The sequence below is a fragment of the Exiguobacterium sp. 8A genome, assembly GCF_902506275.1.
Taxonomy (GTDB): domain Bacteria; phylum Bacillota; class Bacilli; order Exiguobacteriales; family Exiguobacteriaceae; genus Exiguobacterium; species Exiguobacterium profundum.
This window is the reverse complement of record NZ_LR733630.1, coordinates 1,271,077-1,289,488: the sequence shown is the minus strand read 5'-3', so window position 1 is coordinate 1,289,488 and position 18,412 is coordinate 1,271,077. Positions and strand designations below refer to the sequence as shown.

Sequence of the window (18,412 nt, the reverse complement as noted above, 5' to 3'; positions counted from 1 at the left end):
ACTGATGCGTGTCACACAGACAATGCTCACACAGACGAACTTGAAGCATTTATCAAGTAGTTACAACACACTCGCTCGTGTCCAGGAACAGCTCATCAGCGGGAAACGGATTCAAAAAGCATCGGAGGATCCAGTCGTTGCGATGCAGGGAATCCGTTACCGGACTGAGGTGCGAGAAGTCGACCAATTCCGACGTAACGTCAGCGAAGCGACAAGTTGGATGGATTTGACGGACTCGACATTGAACGAAGTCACGGAAGCTGTCAAGCGGATTCGTGAGTTGACGACACAAGCGGCGAACGATACGTATGAATCGTCGCAACGTGCCATCATCAAGAGCGAGGTCGATCAATTGATCGAACACATCGGTTCACTTGCGAACTCAAAAGCAGGTGAAAAGTATATTTATAACGGTACGAAGACAGATCAACCTCTCATCAATGTCGACCAGTTAAAAGCGTATTTAGCGAATCCGGCTGGTTCTGTCGATTCGATTTATGAGAGTGGAACGGCACCTGCAACAAGTGGGGAGATCGAATTTGAAGTGTCAAAAGGAATTACTGTACAAGTGAACATGCAACCGGAAACGGTTTTTGGTAAGGAGTTATTTGAAGGGCTTCATAAATTAACTACACTTCTTAATGATCCAACGACTGCCGGGGCAGATTTGTCTGCAGAACTTGATACGCTCGACACACTCGGTCAAAACTTGATCACGGAACGGGCGGAGCTCGGTGCCCGAGCAAACCGTTTGGAGCTCGTCGACAATCGTCTTCAAGATCATGAGATTATCGCCAAGACCATCATGTCTGATAATGAAGACATCGATGTAGAAAAAGTCATTATGGAGCTGAAGTCACATGAAACTGTACACCGTGCAGCGTTATCTGCAGGTGCCCGCATCATTCAGCCGACGCTCCTCGACTTCTTACGGTAATTGATGATGAATCTCGCGAGACTTGAGATGCGGCAGACACAGGCCGCAATCCAGATGACATCCAATCGACCGGTACTCGAGATGCGTCAGGGACGGGCCGACCTGTCCATCCAACAAGGGAGAGCCGAGATGACGCAACAGACGACAGAAGGGAAGCTTGAGGTTGATTCATCAGTAGCGAGAAGTGAGAGCAATCTGAAGGGTGTGCTCGAACTCGGTAAACATTTCGGGCGGATTGGGGAACAAGGTGCCCGAGAAGCGATGGCGAATATCGCTCGAGACGGCGACCGCATGATGCGAATCGAGAACGGGAATCCGATCCCTTCGATAGCGGCTGAGAAAGTGAATGACCCATATCCGATTGTTGACATGGGCTACATGCCAAAATCAATCGATCGTGTCAAGTTGACGTATACGCCGGCGGATGTGAAAATCGAGTGGAATATCACACCACCCCAAATTGATGTATCGCTCACTCCGGCCGACATCTCGTTCACGCCGTGGACGACGGACATTTCGCTCCGTCAGCAGGCGTCACTCGAGATGTGGCCGGTCGGTGGGATGTATGATGAAACGCGTTGAAAGTGAGGACAATCCATGTTCATTGAAACAGACTACTTTGGCAAGATTGAAATAAACGAAGCGGAGACGATCACCTTCGTCAGTGAGATTCCAGGATTCCCGGACTCAAAAACGTTCGTGTTGATCCCGTATGGGGAAGAGTTACCGTTCTGGTCGCTTCAGTCGATTGAGGAACAGGCATGCGCGTTCGTCGTGACGAATCCGTTTTGGCATAAGTCGGACTATGCGTTTGAATTGTCGGATGGCGCGAAAGACCAACTTGGAATCGAGGAGGCGGAACACGTATCGGTCTATTCTATTGTGACGCTTCGTGAACCTTTTGATTCATCGACGCTCAACTTGAAAGCACCGATCGTCATCGAGACGAAGGAACGTCGCGGGAAACAAGTCATCCTAGACGATGCGTATCCAGCTCGTTATCCACTCGGTGGCACGAAAGCGGAGGTGCGCTGATGCTCGTATTGAAACGAAAACAAGGTGAGGCCATCCATATCGGCGACGATGTGACGCTCACGGTACTCGCCATTGAAGGCGACCAAGTGAAGCTCGGGATTGATGCCCCGCGTCATATCGATATCCATCGCCATGAGGTGTACATTCAAATGCAGGAAGAGAACGAGTCGGCACGAAACAGTGCTAACTTGATGAAGCAGATGATTCAAAAGCAGTCGGAAGCGTGAGCTTTCGACTTTTTTCATGAATCCGGTAATTGATGGATGACAGCGCTCGATGGGTTGGGATAGGATGGAAACGTGAAAGGAAGGAGGGGAATCGGTGGAAACAGGTATTAATAGTTTTTTTATCAACATCAGTCTTATCTTTTTATTCATGTCACTCACATTCTATGTGATGCGGACGGTTTTACCGATTCAGCCGACTTCCCCGTTATTTGTACGCTTTTGGTTTGGAGTCTCTAACGGATTGACGGCAATTCTCTTAACCATCAACTCCATCGAATTAGGGGATGCACGAATCGACCTTCGTCTCATCCCGATTGCCTTATCCGCAACGTTCGCTGGACCGTTCGGCGCTATCGTCACGCTCGGCCTGATTTTCATCGGACGCACGACGCTGCACGGAATGAGTGCTCCGTTCGTAGACTCGTTACTGTTGTTACTTGTCTTCTTTTTATTTTCTCTTGTCATGACACGCCTACCGATTCGTCGAGGAAGAGGGTATGCCATCTACATCGGGTTTGGTGCGCTCCTCGTCTTGATTCAAGTGAGCGGCAGTGTGAATGAGACGGTCTTTATAAATGTATTTGTTCCTTATTTTCTCATGTTATCTTTTGGGGCGTGGCTCTGCTATTGGGCCGCAAAGAAACTCGAGACACATCTATGGATGTTTCTCCTACATACGCACCGGGCGACCATTGATGAGTTGACGGGACTCCCGAACCGTTACAGGACGCTCGAACAGATGAATGATTTGGAAATGTCCGGTAAACCGTGGACGTTACTCGTCATCGACGTCGATCATTTTAAACAGTTGAACGATACATATGGGCACTTGGCGGGAGACGCAGCGCTTCGTCATATCGGACAAACGTTGGAACGAAGCTGTCCGCCTTCTGGATTTGTCGGGCGATACGGTGGCGAAGAATTTTTGCTTGTCATTGAAGGTAGTGAAGGCATGGCGAAGGTGGCAGAAAACATCGTGCAGATGGTACAGCGAACACCATTCGAATTTCAAGGTGAAATCATTCCGATGACTATTTCAATCGGTGCAGCGATTGCAGGGCATGAGCCGAGCATGGTCGTGTTCGAAAGAGCAGATGAAGCATTATATGAAGCAAAGCGAAATGGTCGGAATCAGGTCAAATTTGCGTAAAAATCCCCTATAACCGTTGGCGATGATGGTCCAGCGGTTATAGGGGATTTCACGTTTAGTGAATGTTTTTCTTCTTTAATTGTCCGCCGCGGACGTCGTGAATGTTGCCAATGGCGAGGAACGCTTTTTCATCATAGTCATCGAGAATGTCTTTTAATTTCGTTTCTTCTAATCGACTGATGACCGTGAAGACGACTTTCTTCCCGTCACCTGTGTAGGCGCCTTCTCCATGAAGATACGTCACACCTCGACCGAGCCGGTCCATGATGGCTTGCCCGATATCGTCTGGTGCGGACGTGATGATCCAGGCCGCTTTCGACTGGTCAATTCCTTCTAGGACAACATCGATCGTCTTGAATGCGATGAAATAGGTGAGGAGCGAATACATGGCCCGGTCCCAACTGAAGACGAATCCGGCCGTCCCGAGGATAAAGATATTGAAAAACATGACAATCTCTCCGACGGAGAATGGTAATCGGTTCGTGAAGGAAACGGCAAGAATTTCCGTTCCATCGAGTGATCCTCCCGCCCGGATGACGAGCCCGATTCCGGCACCGAGTAAGAAACCGCCGAAGACGGTCGACAAGAGGAGGTCGTCTGTGAACGGCTTGATGTCGTGAAGGACGATGGTGAAGGCTGACATGAGAAGGATGGCCGTCAACGTGACGACGGCGAACGTCTTTCCGATTTGCCGATACCCGAAGTAGATGAACGGTAAGTTGAAGAGGACGAGCCAAATCGCGAGCTTCGTTTCCGTCAAGTACGACACGATAATCGAGACGCCTACGATACCACCGTCGATGATTTGATTCGGTACGAGGAACGCCTCCAAGCCGACTGCAAAGACGAGGGAGCCGAGCAGCAAAAGGACGACTTTTACAAACAGTTCAGAAGCCTTGATCGGATTATGTTCCCGCCTTAAGCGCTGCACTTCCTCCGGTGTCGGGGAAGGCATAGGTGTACGCTGCATACATGGTGCCCCCTTTCCATTTTCTTAAGTATAACAAATGATACGAACCGACAATCATTTACGACAGAGAATCTGACATGAATATTCAGAATTGATGGAGGATTCTTGATAAATTATCTTAGTATTATTTTATGTTAGGCTAAGAAGGTTGTTGAACAATGGATGGAGGTCTATAGGATGAAACGAGAAAACAAAACGTGGTTGATGGCGTTTCAAATGATGATGAACATCATCGGGGGACTCATCGCGGCGTATGGATTGGAATCGGTCCTCATTCCGAATAACGTTTCGGACGGGGGCGTCACTGGGATCAGTATTGTCGGGTCACAACTGACGGGACTGCCGCTCGGTATTTTCATCGGGGTGTTAAATATTCCGTTTGTCTATCTGGGTTATAAACAAATCGGGAAGAGCTTCGCCATCCTTTCAGTCACCGGGATTGCATCTTTGTCTGTCGGTACGGTCATTATGCACCATGTTCCGACTATCATCGAAGGGGATGCGCTCCTCATCACGGTGGTCGGTGGGATCATCCTCGGATTCGGGATGGGGATTTCGCTTCGCAACGGGGGAGCGCTTGACGGTATCGATATGTTGGCGGTCCTGTTATCACGGAAATTGCCGTTCGGAACGAGTGATTTGATTCTGTTTTTGAATACGTTCGTCTTTATCGTCGTCTCGACGGTGTTCGGTCTTCAAGGAGCGGTCTTGTCCGCCATCGCCTACTTCATCGCCTCGAAAGTGATTCATATCGTTGAAGAGGGATTGAGCGGGGCAAAAACGTTCAAAATCATCACGAGTGAACCGCAGGAGATGGTCGAGACGATTCGGGACCGTCTCGGACGGAGCGCCACGTTGAATCAAATCCAAGGAGCATATTCCAAAGAAAGCTATTACGAAATCACGTGTGTCATCAACCGGCTCGAAGAACGAAAGATCAAAGACATCATCGATGATGTCGACCCGAAAGCGTTCGTCGTCGTTTATGAGGTGACAGAGGTCAAAGGCGGGAATTTCCAAAAACGCGATATTCATTAACGGATGGCCAAGGGTCGTCCGTTTTTTTAACCTCTACACGTGTGAACCGACCAAGCAGGAAATCGCATATGGTAAGTGGAAGAAGTCGATGCAAAAGAAAGGGGAGGATTGGAAATGTACGCACTGATTGGAAAGCTTGTCACGAAAGCGGGGCAACGCGATAGACTCGTAGCAATTTTGTCGGAAGCGGCGCGGGAGATGGAGGCGACATCGGATTGTGAATCGTATCGGGTCCACGTGTCGCTCGATGAGGCGGATACCGTATTCGTCTATGAAGTATGGCGAAATGAGGAGGCGCATGCGGCGTCGTTGTCGCTTGTTGAAGTGAGGGCATATATCGATCAGGCGAAGCCGATCCTCGAGCGAATGGAGCGGATCGCCGCGCTCGAACTCCGGACATGACCGAGGAGGAATAACGAAACGGATGGCGAAGCGCTGTCCGTTTTTTGCAGGAGAAATCACAAGATGTCGAGAACATGACAGGATTCGGAAAGGAGGGAACTTATGCGTCCACTCATACTCGGTGTCTTCGCCGCCTTGTTTTTTGCGAGTACGTTTGTGTTGAACGAAGTGATGCAAGTCGGAGGTGGCAGCTTTGCCTATAGTGCCTCGCTCCGCTTTTTGTGGATGATTCCGTTATTGCTAGTTGTAGTCGCGTTTCGTGGTGGACTCAAGCGAGTCCTCTCAGCATTGAAAGAAAGTCCTCGTCAATGGATTGTTTGGGGGACGGTCGGATTCGGACTGTTTTACGTCCCGATTTGTCTCGCAGCCGAGGTCGCACCCCCGTGGCTGATTGCGGGCACATGGCAAGTGACGATTGTCGCCGGGGCACTGTTGTCCCCACTCTTCAAGAAGGTAGACGGAACACGGGAGAAAATCCCATGGCGCGGACTTCGCTTCTCGGTCTTGATTCTCATTGGGGTCGTAATGATGCAAGTGGAGTTTTTCGAGTCGTTCGAACCTCGGTTCATTTGGCTTGGGGTCGTGCCGGTCATCATCGCCGCGTTCGCCTATCCGCTCGGGAACCGGAAGATGATGCAACATACGGACCTCGACGTGTTCGAGCGAATCCTCGGAATGTGTCTCGGGTCACTCCCGGTCTGGCTCCTGTTGTTCGGTTACGGGTTGACGACGGGGCGTCCCTCATCGAGTCAGCTCGGGCAGACGTTCCTCGTCGCCCTGTTATCCGGGGTTGTCGCGACCGTGCTATTCTTCATGGCGACCGATCTCGTCAAACATGACATGGGAAGACTGGCGTCCGTCGAAGCGACGCAAGCGCTCGAAGTCCTGTTCGCGCTCATCGGGGAACTCATCTTCCTGCATGCCGTCATGCCATCGCCAATCGCTTTGTCCGGGATCGCGCTCGTCATGGTCGGGGTCGTCTTCCACAGTCGGAGTCAGTTTATGGAGCTTCCGACCGTGGTCCGACAAGAGGCATAAAAAAATCCCCTCAGTCTTTTGAGCGAGGGGATGGTCATTAACTTGTTGTCAAACTGCCTTTGACTTTGTCATAGAAATCATCCATCATACCGGTACGACTACCGAGTTGGCAGATCAGTTCGAGCGTTTCTTTATAGAACTTCTTGACGAGTCCTTTGTTTTTGACGCCGTCCATTGATGCGAGCGTCTGATCGAGATTCTCTAAAATCTCTTTGATTTGCGCGTCTGAGTCCGGTTTGACGACTGTCATGTTCTCAGGAATGCTGACGACTTTTTCTTGACCTTGGTGACGGAACGATGCACCGAAGCCAAGGTTCTCGATGAAGAGGTGCGGCATCACTTTTTGACCGAAGAAATGCTTGTGCCAGTCCGTTGCTTTCATCGTGTCCATGTCCTGTTTGAACGTAGATGCCGTGGAGACATATTGTTTAAACAAATCCGTCATGAATTTCTCGATGACCGGGATTTGAAGGGCGAAGACGTTTTTCAAGAGCGCGTCGAGCTGAGCGCGTGTCAAAGTAGTTTCGTTAGACATGTCAGTTCCTCTTTTCTATAGTACGTTACTACCATCGTATGGGATTGACGGACACTCGTCAATGTAAGGGGAAACATTTTTTCAGAATATTTAATGAAAAGTCGTTAACTTGTGGGATAATCAAGTGAAGACATTAACAAGTGAGGAGTGGTTCTTGTGAACAAATCGATGAAATGGGCGCTCGCGCTCGGTGTGACAGGTGCATTGGTGGCGACAGTCGGTGTCGTCTCGTCCCGGGGACGGACAGAGGATACGACGCAGACGATTCGTGACCGTGAGCTCGGCTATGAGATCATCTTGCCGTCGAAGATTGTCGAGGCGATTGAGCGAGGTGATGTCTATATCGAGAAGGCGCAGGACGTCGTCGACATCGGGGACACGAAGAGCTACGGTACGTTCGATTTATACTATAACGTTGAGAACGGGGACGACCAACTCTTGTTCCACCTAGACTTGATCGACCGCGAATTGACTCAAGAGGCGTTCGCGACAGAAATCGGCTACGGCAACTACCTCGGGACGAACGACAAGACGTTCTTCTGGGTCGAACCGACAGAGGCCGTCCCAGGTGCGGAGGCGCATACGGACGAGATTGCCGAGTTGATCGAGACACTTCCTGAGTTAGAGTTCCGAACGTTATAACATGGAGAGACTGCAGACGGCTGAATCGTTTGCAGTCTTTTTCAGAGAGGTGGGGGACGTGTGCGAAAGACATTACCAAGCCGAAGACGAGATTATTCGGAGGGATTGATTGTAATCCTTTTGTTTATCGTCGCGATGTATATATTTGATTTACCGAAACAAGAAAGCTTTTTCACCTTGGCTGTTGTCATCGTCATCTCAGTCATGATGCGAGAATTGACTTATCTTTTTCAGAATGAAAGAAATCATTGAATGTCTGCTCGCTACGGCGGGCTTTTTCCTTTGTGCTACAATACAAATGAGGTGATATGAATGAATTGGACAGTAGAAGAAGTAAGACAGGCAGATGACGTCAAAGCGTTAGAACAGGCGGTCAACGCGAACGACAAGATCGACGTAAAGGTTGGGCATGAGTCGGTCGGGCAGAACGACTATGCGGTATATGACGGGGAGACGCTCGTTGGTTATCTCATGCTTTTCCCGTATCTTCCGAACGAGTATGAAGTGAATGCGCTCGTTCATCCTGAATACCGGAAACAAGGTGTCTTCACGGCACTACTCGAAACGGCAAAACAAGACGCGAAGTTGAACGGTTGCGAAGCATTCACGTTCGTCATCGACCGAAACTCGGCATCCGGGAAAGCGGTGCTCGAGCATCTTCAGGCGGCGTATCAGTTCTCGGAATACAATCTCGTCTTGAAAAAAGCGGAACTCTTCTTGAAGCCGGACGAGGTATCGCTACGTGAGGCGACAGCAGACGACCGTCCGCTCATCATCGCGACGCTCAGCGAGGCGTTCGGAGATCCGGTCGATGTGACGGAAAACATCTATCAACAAATCGATACGCCAGACCGCGTGACGTATATCGGTGAAGTGGACGGCAAACCGATCGGTGTGATTCGCGCCCTTCTTACAGGGGACGACGCGGCAAGCATCCATGCGTTCGGGGTCAAAGCAGGCGAACAAGGCAAAGGCTACGGTACGAAAATGTTGAAACAGATGGTCCAACAACTGTTCCGCATGGGCCGGACGAAAGTCGAGCTCGATGTCGAGACGGAAAACAAGGCGGCGCTCGAGATTTACAAACGTGCCGGTTTTGCGGAGAATGGTGGCTATGAGTTTTATATGATTGAAGTGTGAGGTGAACCACATGGTGAAAAATCTGAAATGGCTCGGCGCGGCGTTTGAAGCCTTCCTCGGGATTCCGCTTCTTGGCGGTCTCTTCATCATCGGAATGGGCTATTCGCCCCTCGGTTTCATGTTCGTCTACCACGTGATCGTATTGATTCTTTCGTTCAGTCGATTGAGTCGCTTCTCTTACGGTGCGGCGGTCGGAATTGCGGCCTCGGTGCTCGGCTTCATTCCATTTGTCGGGATGATGCTGCACTGGGCGGCTGCCATCACGCTCGCGATTGACGCGGCGACGACACCACGTCGTGTGGTGCACGTCGAACGTGATGATGAAGCATTCTAACGAAACGTACTCCTTGACGGGGGTACGTTTTTTCATTGACCAAACGTTCAACTGAAAACGCTATACATTCATTGGAAATTGGACGATATAAGGAGTGATGAACACAATGAGGAGGAACAAACAGTGAAAGTATTTAAAAACTTTACGACGCAATTGCTCGCGTGGATTTTGGTCACGTCCTTTATCACGGGCGGAGCGGTCGGCTACATCACCCTATTACTCTTGACGGAACTCGAGATGGAACAAGGTCAAGTCATGCTCGTCGGTACGGTCGTGGCATTACTCATCTCATCACTCGGCGGAATCGTTATTTACTTGATTGCCCGTCGTCCACTGAAAGCGGTCGAGATGGCTTCTGAAAAAGCTGTTGAAGTTGGAAATGGTGATTTGACGGTGCACTTCGCTGACGAGAAGACGACGGATCGTTCAGAGATGGGACGTTTGCTCTTATCGATGGACAACATGGTCGAACACCTTCGGGAACAAGGCACGAACATGCGTTACACGGCGGACCAATTGACAGGTTCGGCACAGGAAATCGCAGCTTCAGTTCAAGAAGGGAACGTGGCGGGCGAAAGTATCCGTTCTGCGATGGATTCCCTCAACAAGATGTTAGAAGACAACGTCAGTGCGACGTATAACTCGATGGACTTGCTCGGAGCGGTCGCGCGTACGATGGAGAGCATCCGTCAAGAGATGTCATCGGCGCTTGATTCGGCGAGCGAGATGCAACAGGAAGCGGAGAGCGGGAAAGGTCTTGCCTCGTCTTCAGTTCATGCGATGCATGCGATTGCCGGGAAAGTCGAACAGTCATCGACGCTCAACAGCCAGTTGACGGAAATGACAGGCGAGATCTCACGGATCACGGATGTCATCAGTGACATTTCGGCACAGACGAACTTGCTTGCCTTGAACGCATCGATTGAAGCGGCACGTGCCGGTGAGCATGGGCGTGGATTCGCCGTCGTAGCGGCAGAAGTGAAAAAGCTCGCAGAACAAACGGCGAACTCGACTCAAGAAATCACGGATCTCATCGTAGACGTGAAGCGTCTCGTTGGGGATACATCGTCTTCAATGGCGAACGTCAAAGCAGAAGTGGAGACAGGTGTCGGTTTAGTTGAAAAAGCAGGTGGTGCGTTCGCATCGATTCACAATTCCGCAAATGAAGTATACAGTCATGTCCATTCGGTCGATTCACTCCTTGATGAGTCACGTGGTCAGATCGATTCGGTTGTGACAAACTCGGCAGGCATCGTTGGCATGGTCGAAGAAGCATCGCGTTATGCGAATGAAGTGACATCAGCGGCGAGCCAGCAAGCGGCTAGTCTTGGTGAGGTGAACGGGGCGATGTCAGAGCTCGTTCGCGTCGCAGAGAGTTTGCAGAATGAGACGGAACAGATGAAAGTAGAAGTGTAAGAAGGTTGAAAACGTCCCAATGATGGGGCGTTTTTCATTACATAAATATAAAATTTGAAGAAATCATAAAAAAAGTTGTAAAAAGACTAAACTGCCGAGCCTTCACTCCGATATAGAGTATGGAAACGATAAAACGTTCCAACAAATGTAAGGTGAGGGGCCGGCCTAAACCTTACATGCTCGGACAAACGGATTTGGAAGAGCGGAAAAACTCAAACCTATGGAGGGAAATTACAATGATTATCAACCACAACCTTAACGCAATGAACGCACACCGCAACATGGCGTTCAACACAACTAACTCTGGGAAGGCAATGGAGAAACTTTCTTCAGGTCTTCGCATCAACCGTGCTGGCGATGACGCTGCTGGTCTTGCAATCTCTGAAAAAATGCGTGGACAAATTCGCGGTCTTGATCAAGCGTCACGTAACGCACAAGACGGAATCTCACTCATCCAAACAGCTGAAGGTGCATTGAACGAAACACACTCTATCCTTCAACGTATGCGTGAACTCGCTGTTCAATCGTCAAACGATACGAACACAACAACTGACCGTCAAGAGCTTCAAAAAGAAGTTGATGAGCTCGTTAGTGAAATCACACGTATCGCTGAAAACACAGAGTTCAACACGAAAACATTGATGGATGGCGGTTTCTCAGCTGTGGGATCTGGTCTCAAATTCCACATCGGTGCAAACTCAGGTCAAAACATTGAGTTGACAATCGGAAACATGACTTCTACTGGTCTTTCTGTTGATACAATCGATATCGAATCACAAACAGGTGCAAACAGCGCTATCTCAGTAATCAACACTGCGATTGAAACTGTATCATCTGAGCGTGCGAAACTTGGGGCAACACAAAACCGTCTTGAGCACACAATCAACAACTTGAACGTTGGAGCTGAAAACCTTCAAGCTGCTGAATCACGTGTCCGTGACGTAGATATGGCGAAAGAAATGATGAACTTCACGAAAAACAACATCTTGAACCAAGCTGCACAAGCAATGCTTGCTCAAGCGAACCAACAGCCACAAGCTGTACTTCAGTTGTTACGTTAAGATTCAATTAAAACCATATAAAAAGGGAAACAGACATAAAGTCTGTTTCCCTTTTTTTAAATAAATTTGTCAGTCTATCGATATTCATATATTGAAATTGTATACTATATACAGATGAACTTTTAAAACATAAAGGAGTGCCTTATGTCACAACTGCAAAACATCGTAAAAGAGCTTCGGGACATCTCAAATCAAGTTGTCCTCTTAGTTGAAAACGAAAAGTGGGATGTCCTCGATGAGATTGTGGGAATCATTCGACTATTTGGCGAAAATATTCATTCTAATGGAATTCGGACAGTGGAACATGTATCAGAGCTCCAAGCTATAAAGAAAGAGAATTTACAACTGTATGTCAATGTTGTCTATGATAATTTGCAATTATTAATTACAGAATATGAAGCATTAATAGAAGTAGAACATCAGAATCAAATCGTCTTCCCGTTCCGCTATCATGAGAACGAGATGGCTCTTATAAAGCAGAACGATAGTAGCCACTATTTTGTGAGTGAAACGCTTTTAGAGTTTGAGCGGTTGCAAGCCGAGATTGCTGATGACACGGAAGCTATTATCCTTTTAGGGTATGGAAGTGGGCTGTTTCATGCTGAATTGATAAAACAATATCATGTCTTGACGATTGATCCCCTCAACTTACCGTCAAATATTAAAAGTGATTCAGTCTTGTCTTTTCTTGATTCGCAAGACGATTATAAAACGTTATTGCAATCAAAGTTTCAATCGTTTATTGGTTTGAAAACGGAAGTTATTAAACATCCTCTTTATGAGGATACAAAAACGTTACTTGAATTATTAAAATTGGTTCGAAATTATTTGAGCGAAAGTCGAATTGATTTAACGACACGTAAAGTGTACACGGAGAGCTGGTATCAAGAATCGTTTCAAAATGCGAGCTACCTAAACCGGCATTCAGATCGTCTTTTTAACATCGATGGTCTCAAACATAAATATAAAGGAAGCCATGCGCTGATGATTGCAGGGGGTCCTTCACTAGAAGATGCGATCCCTTATCTTAAAAAGGCTCAGTGCGCTTACTATATCATTGCGATTGGTCAGACAGTTAAAGTTTTACTGGAGAATGAAATCCGACCGGACTTTGTCATATCGATTGACGCTGGTGAAGCTAACGCTCATTTCTTCAACGATATTGAAATTGATGTCCCACTTGTCTATTCGTTACAAGTGAATCATCAGATTCCACAACGAGCAAAGGGGTTACTTGTACCTTATGCTGATGCCAAGGTTACACAAGATTTGCTACCCTATACAAAAACAGTTTTCAGTACGTACCCTACGGTGGCGTTAGCAGCGGTTGCATTTGCGAACTATTTGGACTTTGATTCAATTGGGTTGATCGGACAAGATTTAGCATTGCGAGAAGGTGAATATTATAGTGCTTCGGTCAAACAAGCTTCTTCAAACGATGGTCAGTTCACTAAAACGTTATATGACGTACCATTGAATAATGGTGAGATGGGGAAAACCACACCAATCTTATTTGGTTTTTTAACTAGTTACCAAGCATTAATCAAGTCACAGCTCGGATTAAAAGAAAAACTAGTCAACTACGCGGAGAAAGGTGCTCGAATTGAGGGAGTTTCGTATCAATCCCTTGAAAGGCTCCACACCACACCGATTCAAAAACAGAAACTTGAACAAGTCAAAGAATCAGAATTGAATGTCCCGATTGAGCATGTACAACAATTACTTGATAGTGTGAGCGAACGATTGCAAATGCTTGAAAAACGATTGCGTCGCGTCATGAATCAAAAAGCTGTCACCATCGATGAGTTTGAAAAAATGCTACGGGATTGGGATGCGATGATTGAAGCGCCATCTTTCCGAACACATATCATGCCGCTTCAACTCGTCAATTTATTAATCATTCAAAATAAAATTAAATTCCATAATCGATACAATCGAACGAGTGCATTACGTCTTTCGATTTTGTCGCGAATGTTTGAGTCGATTCAAGAACTACAAACTCAACTTCACACGATAAAACAAGCGTATGCAGAAACTATTAAGTAACAAGTAGCGCCAATAATATATTTATTAGACATTGTGCATGAGAGAGGAAGTATATAAGCATGTTTACAAATCAGACAATTTTAGTCACGGGTGGTACAGGATCTTTTGGGAAGAAATTCATCTCCACCGTATTAAAACAAAACGTAAAAAAGGTCATCGTATTTAGTCGTGATGAGTTAAAACAATATGAAATGGCGCAAGAATTTACAGATCCCCGTGTCCGTTTTTTTATTGGGGATGTTCGTGATAAAGAACGCCTTTATCGTGCGTTTGATGGAGTAGATATTGTCATCCATGCTGCGGCGCTCAAGCATGTCGGAGCTTGCGAGTATAATCCATTCGAGGCCGTGAAAACAAATATTCATGGTGCTCAAAATATTATTGAAGCGGCTATTGATCGTGGTGTCAAAAAAGTTATCGCACTAAGTACGGATAAGGCTGCAAGTCCGATTAACTTGTATGGTGCAACTAAATTAGCATCAGATAAATTGTTTGTCGCTGGTAACTCATATGCCGGGGATAAAGACACACGATTTGCTGTCGTCCGATACGGTAATGTCGTCGGAAGCCGAGGCAGCGTTGTACCATTCTTCAAGAAGTTGAAGCAAGACGGAGCAACGGTCATTCCAGTGACCGATGATCGGATGACTCGCTTTTGGATCACATTAGACCAAGGTGTCCAGTTTGTTATCGATAGTTTGACACGTATGAACGGTGGAGAGATTTTTATTCCGAAAATCCCAAGTATGTCGATTCTTGATTTGGCTGAGGCGATTGCTCCTGAGTGCGACATCAAAATTGTGGGGATTCGTCCAGGTGAAAAATTACATGAGGCAATGATTACGGAAGATGATGCGAGACACACGTTAGAGTACGACGATTATTTTGTCATTCAACCTGAGTTCCCTTGGTGGAGTGCAGAGTATTCAAATGGTGGAAAGTCGTTACCAGAAGGGTTTACATACGTCAGTAATGTAAACAATCAGTGGTTATCGGTCGATGAATTAAGAGAGTTAGTGAAATAAGGAAGACGGCATAATCATTTTTTGATGAGAGGGAGTTTAGTTTGATTGATCAACCTGTAAGAAACACGTTTCTGCCTTATGGCAGACAATGGATCGATGAAGAAGATATTCAAGCTGTGGTCGATACGTTACGAGGTGACTTTTTAACAACTGGTCCTGCTGTTGATGAGTTTGAACAAGCAATCGCTCAGTATGTTGGAGCTCGCTATGCTGTCTCCTTTTCTAATGGGACGGCCGCCCTACACGGTGCCTGTTTTGCAGCAGGAATTGGTGAAGGGGATGAAGTCATTACCACTCCGATGACATTTGCAGCTAGTGCGAATTGTGTTCTTTATCAAAAAGGAACACCTGTGTTTGCTGACATTGATCCAACGACGTATAACTTAGACCCGAATGCGATTGAACAAGCCATCACTCCACGCACAAAAGCCATCATCCCTGTCCACTTTACAGGTCAACCTGCAGCGATGCGGGAGATTCATCGAATTGCCGAACAACATGACTTAGTCGTCATTGAAGATGCGGCTCATGCGTTAGGTGCCACCTATCAAGGGAAACGAATCGGTGCGTTAAGTGATATGACGATGTTTAGTTTTCATCCTGTTAAACATATTACTTCGGGTGAAGGTGGCATCATCACGACAAATGATGAAGTGTACTATCGTAAATTATTACAATTTCGGACCCATGGAATTACAAAAAGTGCTGAACAGTTAGTTGATCACCATGGTCCTTGGTACTACGAAATGCAGTTTTTGGGTTTCAATTATCGAATGACAGATATTCAAGCTGTCCTTGGAACAAGCCAATTGAAGAAGATTGAACGATTTATTGAGTTACGAAAACACTATGTTTCTTTATATAATGAGGCATTTCGCGAGTTATCTGAAATTACGATACCGCATCAAGATGAAAGTGGAGAGTCAAGCTGGCACTTATATATCATTCGCTTAAATCAAAACCGGTTAAACGGTTCACGGAAAGAACTGTTTGAGGCCTTATTAAATGAAAACATTGGAGTCAACGTCCACTATATTCCTGTTCATTGGATGCCATATTATCAAGAGCTAGGGTATGAAAAAGGGATTTGTCCACACGCAGAAACGCTATACGAAGATATCATTACACTCCCTCTATTTCCTGCGATGACTGAGGAAGATGTGTACGATGTGATCGATGCAGTGAAAAAAGTGTTAAAACGATATGGGAAGTGAAAAATGGCTATGAAAACGGTGGCGATTATTCAAGCACGGATGGGCTCAACGAGGCTTCCTGGGAAAGTATTGATGAAACTGCAAGGTCGCACGGTGCTTGACCATGTGATTGCTCGAGTAAAACAAGCGAAATTAATTGATGAAATCATCGTTGCAACGACAACTTTGAGTGAAGACGATGTATTGTCGGAGGAAGCAAAGCGATATGGTGTTCGTGTGTATCGAGGAAGTTCAGATAACGTACTGAGTCGATACTATGAGGCAGCTATGGAAGCCGAAGCTGAAGTGGTGATTCGAATCACTTCAGATTGTCCTTTGATAGACCCTTTCATTATCGATCATGTGATTCAACAATACCGCGACACAACAAACCATCTTGTGACAAATGTAGGAACCAAGCCAAGTGAGCGAACGTTTCCAAGAGGTCTAGATGTAGAAGTGTTTTCATTTGAATCCCTCTTCGATGCTTATCATCATGCAACAAAAGATTATGAGCAGGAACATGTCACCCCGTTAATCTATGAACAGCATCAACATAATGTATCTTGTTACGACAATGAAACAAACTATTCTCAGCATCGGTGGACGTTGGATACACCTGAAGACTTGAAATTGATTTCTGAAATTTATAGTCGTCTTTATAAGGGAGAGCATGACTTTTATTTAGAAGACATTATTCGGCTATTTAAGGAAGATCCTCAATTAATTGAGATTAATAAGCATATTGAACAAAAAGTAATAAGATAAGAGGGACACATTATGAAAGTCATGATTTTTACGGAAGGTGGAATAAAAACGGGGTTTGGACATCTGACAAGGTGTATTGCTTTATATGATGAAGTGAAACGGAGAGGAATAGAAGTTGAGTTAATTGTTCAAAGTGATGTAGATTTGAGAAACTTGGTTGGGGACCGTCATTGTACAATCATCAATTGGTATACCATCGATTATTTGTATAGAGTCGTTCAACCTGATTTTTATTGTATCGTTGATTCATACATCGCTACGAGAGATTTATATCAAGTAATCGCTCAACGTTCAAAATCAGCTATCTTTTTAGATGATACAAATCGTATTCATTATCCTGATGGGATTGTAGTCCATCCTTCTCTAAGTACAAATGATGTACCTTCCGGAAGTTTAGCTGGACCAAAATATATCATTTTACGAGACGCGTTTCGAGAAGAGGTACGTCCTTTTATCCGGCAGGATGTAACCAATGTTTTGATTACTGTAGGTGGTACGTTACAACCTTCACTTATCCAATCCATTGTCCATCTCATTTGTTTTAATCATCCAGAAATTACTTTTCATATTTTAATTGGAGATAAGCATGACCCTATTCTTGAACGAGAACTATTGTCCGTGTCTAATATTATTCTGCATCGATATGTACCCAGCCATGAAATGAAACGATTGATGAGTTGTTCAGATTTAGTGATTACCGCTGCTGGACAAACCATCTATGAATTGATTATCTCGGGAGTACCATTTGTTCCAATAAAAATCGCTGAAAACCAAGAGCGAAACATGCTTGCGTTACGCAGTAGAAAATTAATTTCTTCAAATGTGACCTGGGGATCTTCAACGTTTGGTCAAGATTTACAGACTGAATTCAAAAATATGCTTCATATGCATACTCGAACTGAACAAACGATGAATTACGAGGGGTTGTTGGATGGAGACGGTCCTCTACGAATCGTGAATTCTTTACTTCGTAGTCAGGATTTCAATTTCTTTTTAAGAAAAGCAACGATTCAGGATTCTCAACAGATATTTGAGCTTTCAAATCAGGAATACGTTCGTAAATATTCAATTAATCAAAAACCGATATTATGGGAGACTCATAAAAATTGGTACCAACAAGTTTTGTCGTCGAAAAAACATCTTTTTTTTATTGTGACGAATCATTCGAATCAAGTGCTAGGTCAAATTCGATATGAACGAATAACTAATTATGCCGTTATTAGTATCAGCTTATCGGAAATGTTGATAGGGAAAAAAGTCAGTCAACCACTGATTCAGCAAAGCCTTATGATGATTCAACAAGAGTGGAAAGATATTCGTGAAATAACGGCCTATATTTCAAATGAAAATATTGCGTCCAAGAAGACGTTCGAAAGAGTAGGTTTTGAGATGAATGCACACGAAGAAGATAATAAACTACTCAAATACATATATATAATGGAATAAGGGTGACTC

The 18,412-nt window shown here is 45.8% G+C and carries 21 protein-coding genes; 19 read left to right on the top strand and 2 right to left on the bottom strand.

Annotated elements, in window-relative coordinates; genetic code table 11:
- The first annotated feature begins 4 nt into the window (after positions 1–4).
- The 5 genes from flgL to GVY42_RS06585 all read left to right on the top strand — a co-directional run bounded on the left by flgL (position 5) and on the right by GVY42_RS06585 (position 3,349).
- Complete coding sequence (gene flgL / locus GVY42_RS06605) at positions 5–937, top strand: flagellar hook-associated protein FlgL (protein ID WP_159562671.1); 933 nt, start codon at positions 5–7, stop codon at positions 935–937.
- Positions 938–964: 27 nt separating this feature from the next.
- Positions 965–1,519: a DUF6470 family protein gene (locus GVY42_RS06600; RefSeq protein WP_236548936.1), complete on the top strand. Its 555-nt coding sequence runs from the start codon at positions 965–967 to the stop codon at positions 1,517–1,519.
- A 15-nt stretch (positions 1,520–1,534) separates the two neighbouring features.
- On the top strand, positions 1,535–1,972 hold the full coding sequence (gene fliW, locus GVY42_RS06595) for a flagellar assembly protein FliW (RefSeq protein ID WP_159562669.1): 438 nt from the start codon (positions 1,535–1,537) through the stop codon (positions 1,970–1,972).
- Complete coding sequence (gene csrA / locus GVY42_RS06590) at positions 1,972–2,199, top strand: carbon storage regulator CsrA (RefSeq protein ID WP_012726976.1); 228 nt, start codon at positions 1,972–1,974, stop codon at positions 2,197–2,199. The genes fliW and csrA overlap by 1 nt, the downstream gene beginning before the upstream one ends.
- Positions 2,200–2,293: 94 nt before the next feature.
- Complete coding sequence (locus GVY42_RS06585) at positions 2,294–3,349, top strand: GGDEF domain-containing protein (RefSeq protein WP_159562668.1); 1,056 nt, start codon at positions 2,294–2,296, stop codon at positions 3,347–3,349.
- 55 nt (positions 3,350–3,404) lie between these two features.
- Here GVY42_RS06585 and GVY42_RS06580 read toward each other — a convergent pair whose 3' ends face one another.
- A complete protein-coding gene (locus tag GVY42_RS06580; RefSeq protein ID WP_084543049.1) occupies positions 3,405–4,319 on the bottom strand; it encodes a YitT family protein in 915 nt (304 codons plus the stop codon).
- A gap of 177 nt (positions 4,320–4,496) precedes the next feature.
- Here GVY42_RS06580 and GVY42_RS06575 point away from each other — a divergent pair, with 177 nt between their 5' ends.
- The 3 genes from GVY42_RS06575 to GVY42_RS06565 all read left to right on the top strand — a co-directional run bounded on the left by GVY42_RS06575 (position 4,497) and on the right by GVY42_RS06565 (position 6,797).
- Positions 4,497–5,357, top strand: coding sequence for a YitT family protein (locus tag GVY42_RS06575; RefSeq protein WP_159562667.1), 861 nt, complete (start codon positions 4,497–4,499; stop codon positions 5,355–5,357).
- A 114-nt stretch (positions 5,358–5,471) separates the two neighbouring features.
- Positions 5,472–5,759 (top strand): putative quinol monooxygenase, encoded by a 288-nt coding sequence (locus GVY42_RS06570; protein WP_074036210.1) that lies wholly within the window; start codon positions 5,472–5,474, stop codon positions 5,757–5,759.
- 102 nt (positions 5,760–5,861) lie between these two features.
- Positions 5,862–6,797 (top strand): multidrug resistance efflux transporter family protein, encoded by a 936-nt coding sequence (locus GVY42_RS06565; RefSeq protein WP_159562666.1) that lies wholly within the window; start codon positions 5,862–5,864, stop codon positions 6,795–6,797.
- A 37-nt stretch (positions 6,798–6,834) separates the two neighbouring features.
- Here the strand turns inward: GVY42_RS06565 and GVY42_RS06560 are convergent, their stop codons facing one another.
- Positions 6,835–7,332 (bottom strand): hypothetical protein, encoded by a 498-nt coding sequence (locus tag GVY42_RS06560; protein ID WP_031422805.1) that lies wholly within the window; start codon positions 7,330–7,332, stop codon positions 6,835–6,837.
- A gap of 156 nt (positions 7,333–7,488) precedes the next feature.
- Here GVY42_RS06560 and GVY42_RS06555 point away from each other — a divergent pair, with 156 nt between their 5' ends.
- The 11 genes from GVY42_RS06555 (at position 7,489) to GVY42_RS06505 (ending at position 18,403) form a co-directional block, all read left to right on the top strand.
- On the top strand, positions 7,489–7,974 hold the full coding sequence (locus GVY42_RS06555) for a hypothetical protein (protein ID WP_159562665.1): 486 nt from the start codon (positions 7,489–7,491) through the stop codon (positions 7,972–7,974).
- Between the two features lie 60 nt (positions 7,975–8,034).
- Positions 8,035–8,226 (top strand): hypothetical protein, encoded by a 192-nt coding sequence (locus tag GVY42_RS06550; RefSeq protein ID WP_078147341.1) that lies wholly within the window; start codon positions 8,035–8,037, stop codon positions 8,224–8,226.
- Positions 8,227–8,286: 60 nt separating this feature from the next.
- On the top strand, positions 8,287–9,114 hold the full coding sequence (locus tag GVY42_RS06545; RefSeq protein ID WP_159562664.1) for a GNAT family N-acetyltransferase: 828 nt from the start codon (positions 8,287–8,289) through the stop codon (positions 9,112–9,114).
- 10 nt (positions 9,115–9,124) lie between these two features.
- On the top strand, positions 9,125–9,448 hold the full coding sequence (locus GVY42_RS06540; protein WP_201302247.1) for a hypothetical protein: 324 nt from the start codon (positions 9,125–9,127) through the stop codon (positions 9,446–9,448).
- Positions 9,449–9,571: 123 nt separating this feature from the next.
- Positions 9,572–10,864: a methyl-accepting chemotaxis protein gene (locus GVY42_RS06535; protein ID WP_159562662.1), complete on the top strand. Its 1,293-nt coding sequence runs from the start codon at positions 9,572–9,574 to the stop codon at positions 10,862–10,864.
- A 236-nt stretch (positions 10,865–11,100) separates the two neighbouring features.
- On the top strand, positions 11,101–11,925 hold the full coding sequence (locus GVY42_RS06530) for a flagellin (RefSeq protein WP_159562661.1): 825 nt from the start codon (positions 11,101–11,103) through the stop codon (positions 11,923–11,925).
- A gap of 144 nt (positions 11,926–12,069) precedes the next feature.
- Positions 12,070–13,971, top strand: coding sequence for a motility associated factor glycosyltransferase family protein (locus GVY42_RS06525; RefSeq protein ID WP_159562660.1), 1,902 nt, complete (start codon positions 12,070–12,072; stop codon positions 13,969–13,971).
- A 59-nt stretch (positions 13,972–14,030) separates the two neighbouring features.
- Positions 14,031–14,996 (top strand): UDP-N-acetylglucosamine 4,6-dehydratase (inverting), encoded by a 966-nt coding sequence (pseB, locus tag GVY42_RS06520; RefSeq protein ID WP_159562659.1) that lies wholly within the window; start codon positions 14,031–14,033, stop codon positions 14,994–14,996.
- A 41-nt stretch (positions 14,997–15,037) separates the two neighbouring features.
- Positions 15,038–16,210: a UDP-4-amino-4,6-dideoxy-N-acetyl-beta-L-altrosamine transaminase gene (gene pseC / locus GVY42_RS06515; RefSeq protein WP_159562658.1), complete on the top strand. Its 1,173-nt coding sequence runs from the start codon at positions 15,038–15,040 to the stop codon at positions 16,208–16,210.
- A gap of 3 nt (positions 16,211–16,213) precedes the next feature.
- Positions 16,214–16,957, top strand: a complete 744-nt coding sequence (locus tag GVY42_RS06510) for a cytidylyltransferase domain-containing protein (protein WP_236548935.1) — start codon at positions 16,214–16,216, stop codon at positions 16,955–16,957.
- A gap of 12 nt (positions 16,958–16,969) precedes the next feature.
- The gene (locus tag GVY42_RS06505; protein ID WP_159562657.1) at positions 16,970–18,403 is read left to right on the top strand and encodes a bifunctional UDP-2,4-diacetamido-2,4,6-trideoxy-beta-L-altropyranose hydrolase/GNAT family N-acetyltransferase; all 1,434 of its coding nucleotides are present in this window, start codon (positions 16,970–16,972) and stop codon (positions 18,401–18,403) included.
- Positions 18,404–18,412 lie beyond the last annotated feature (9 nt).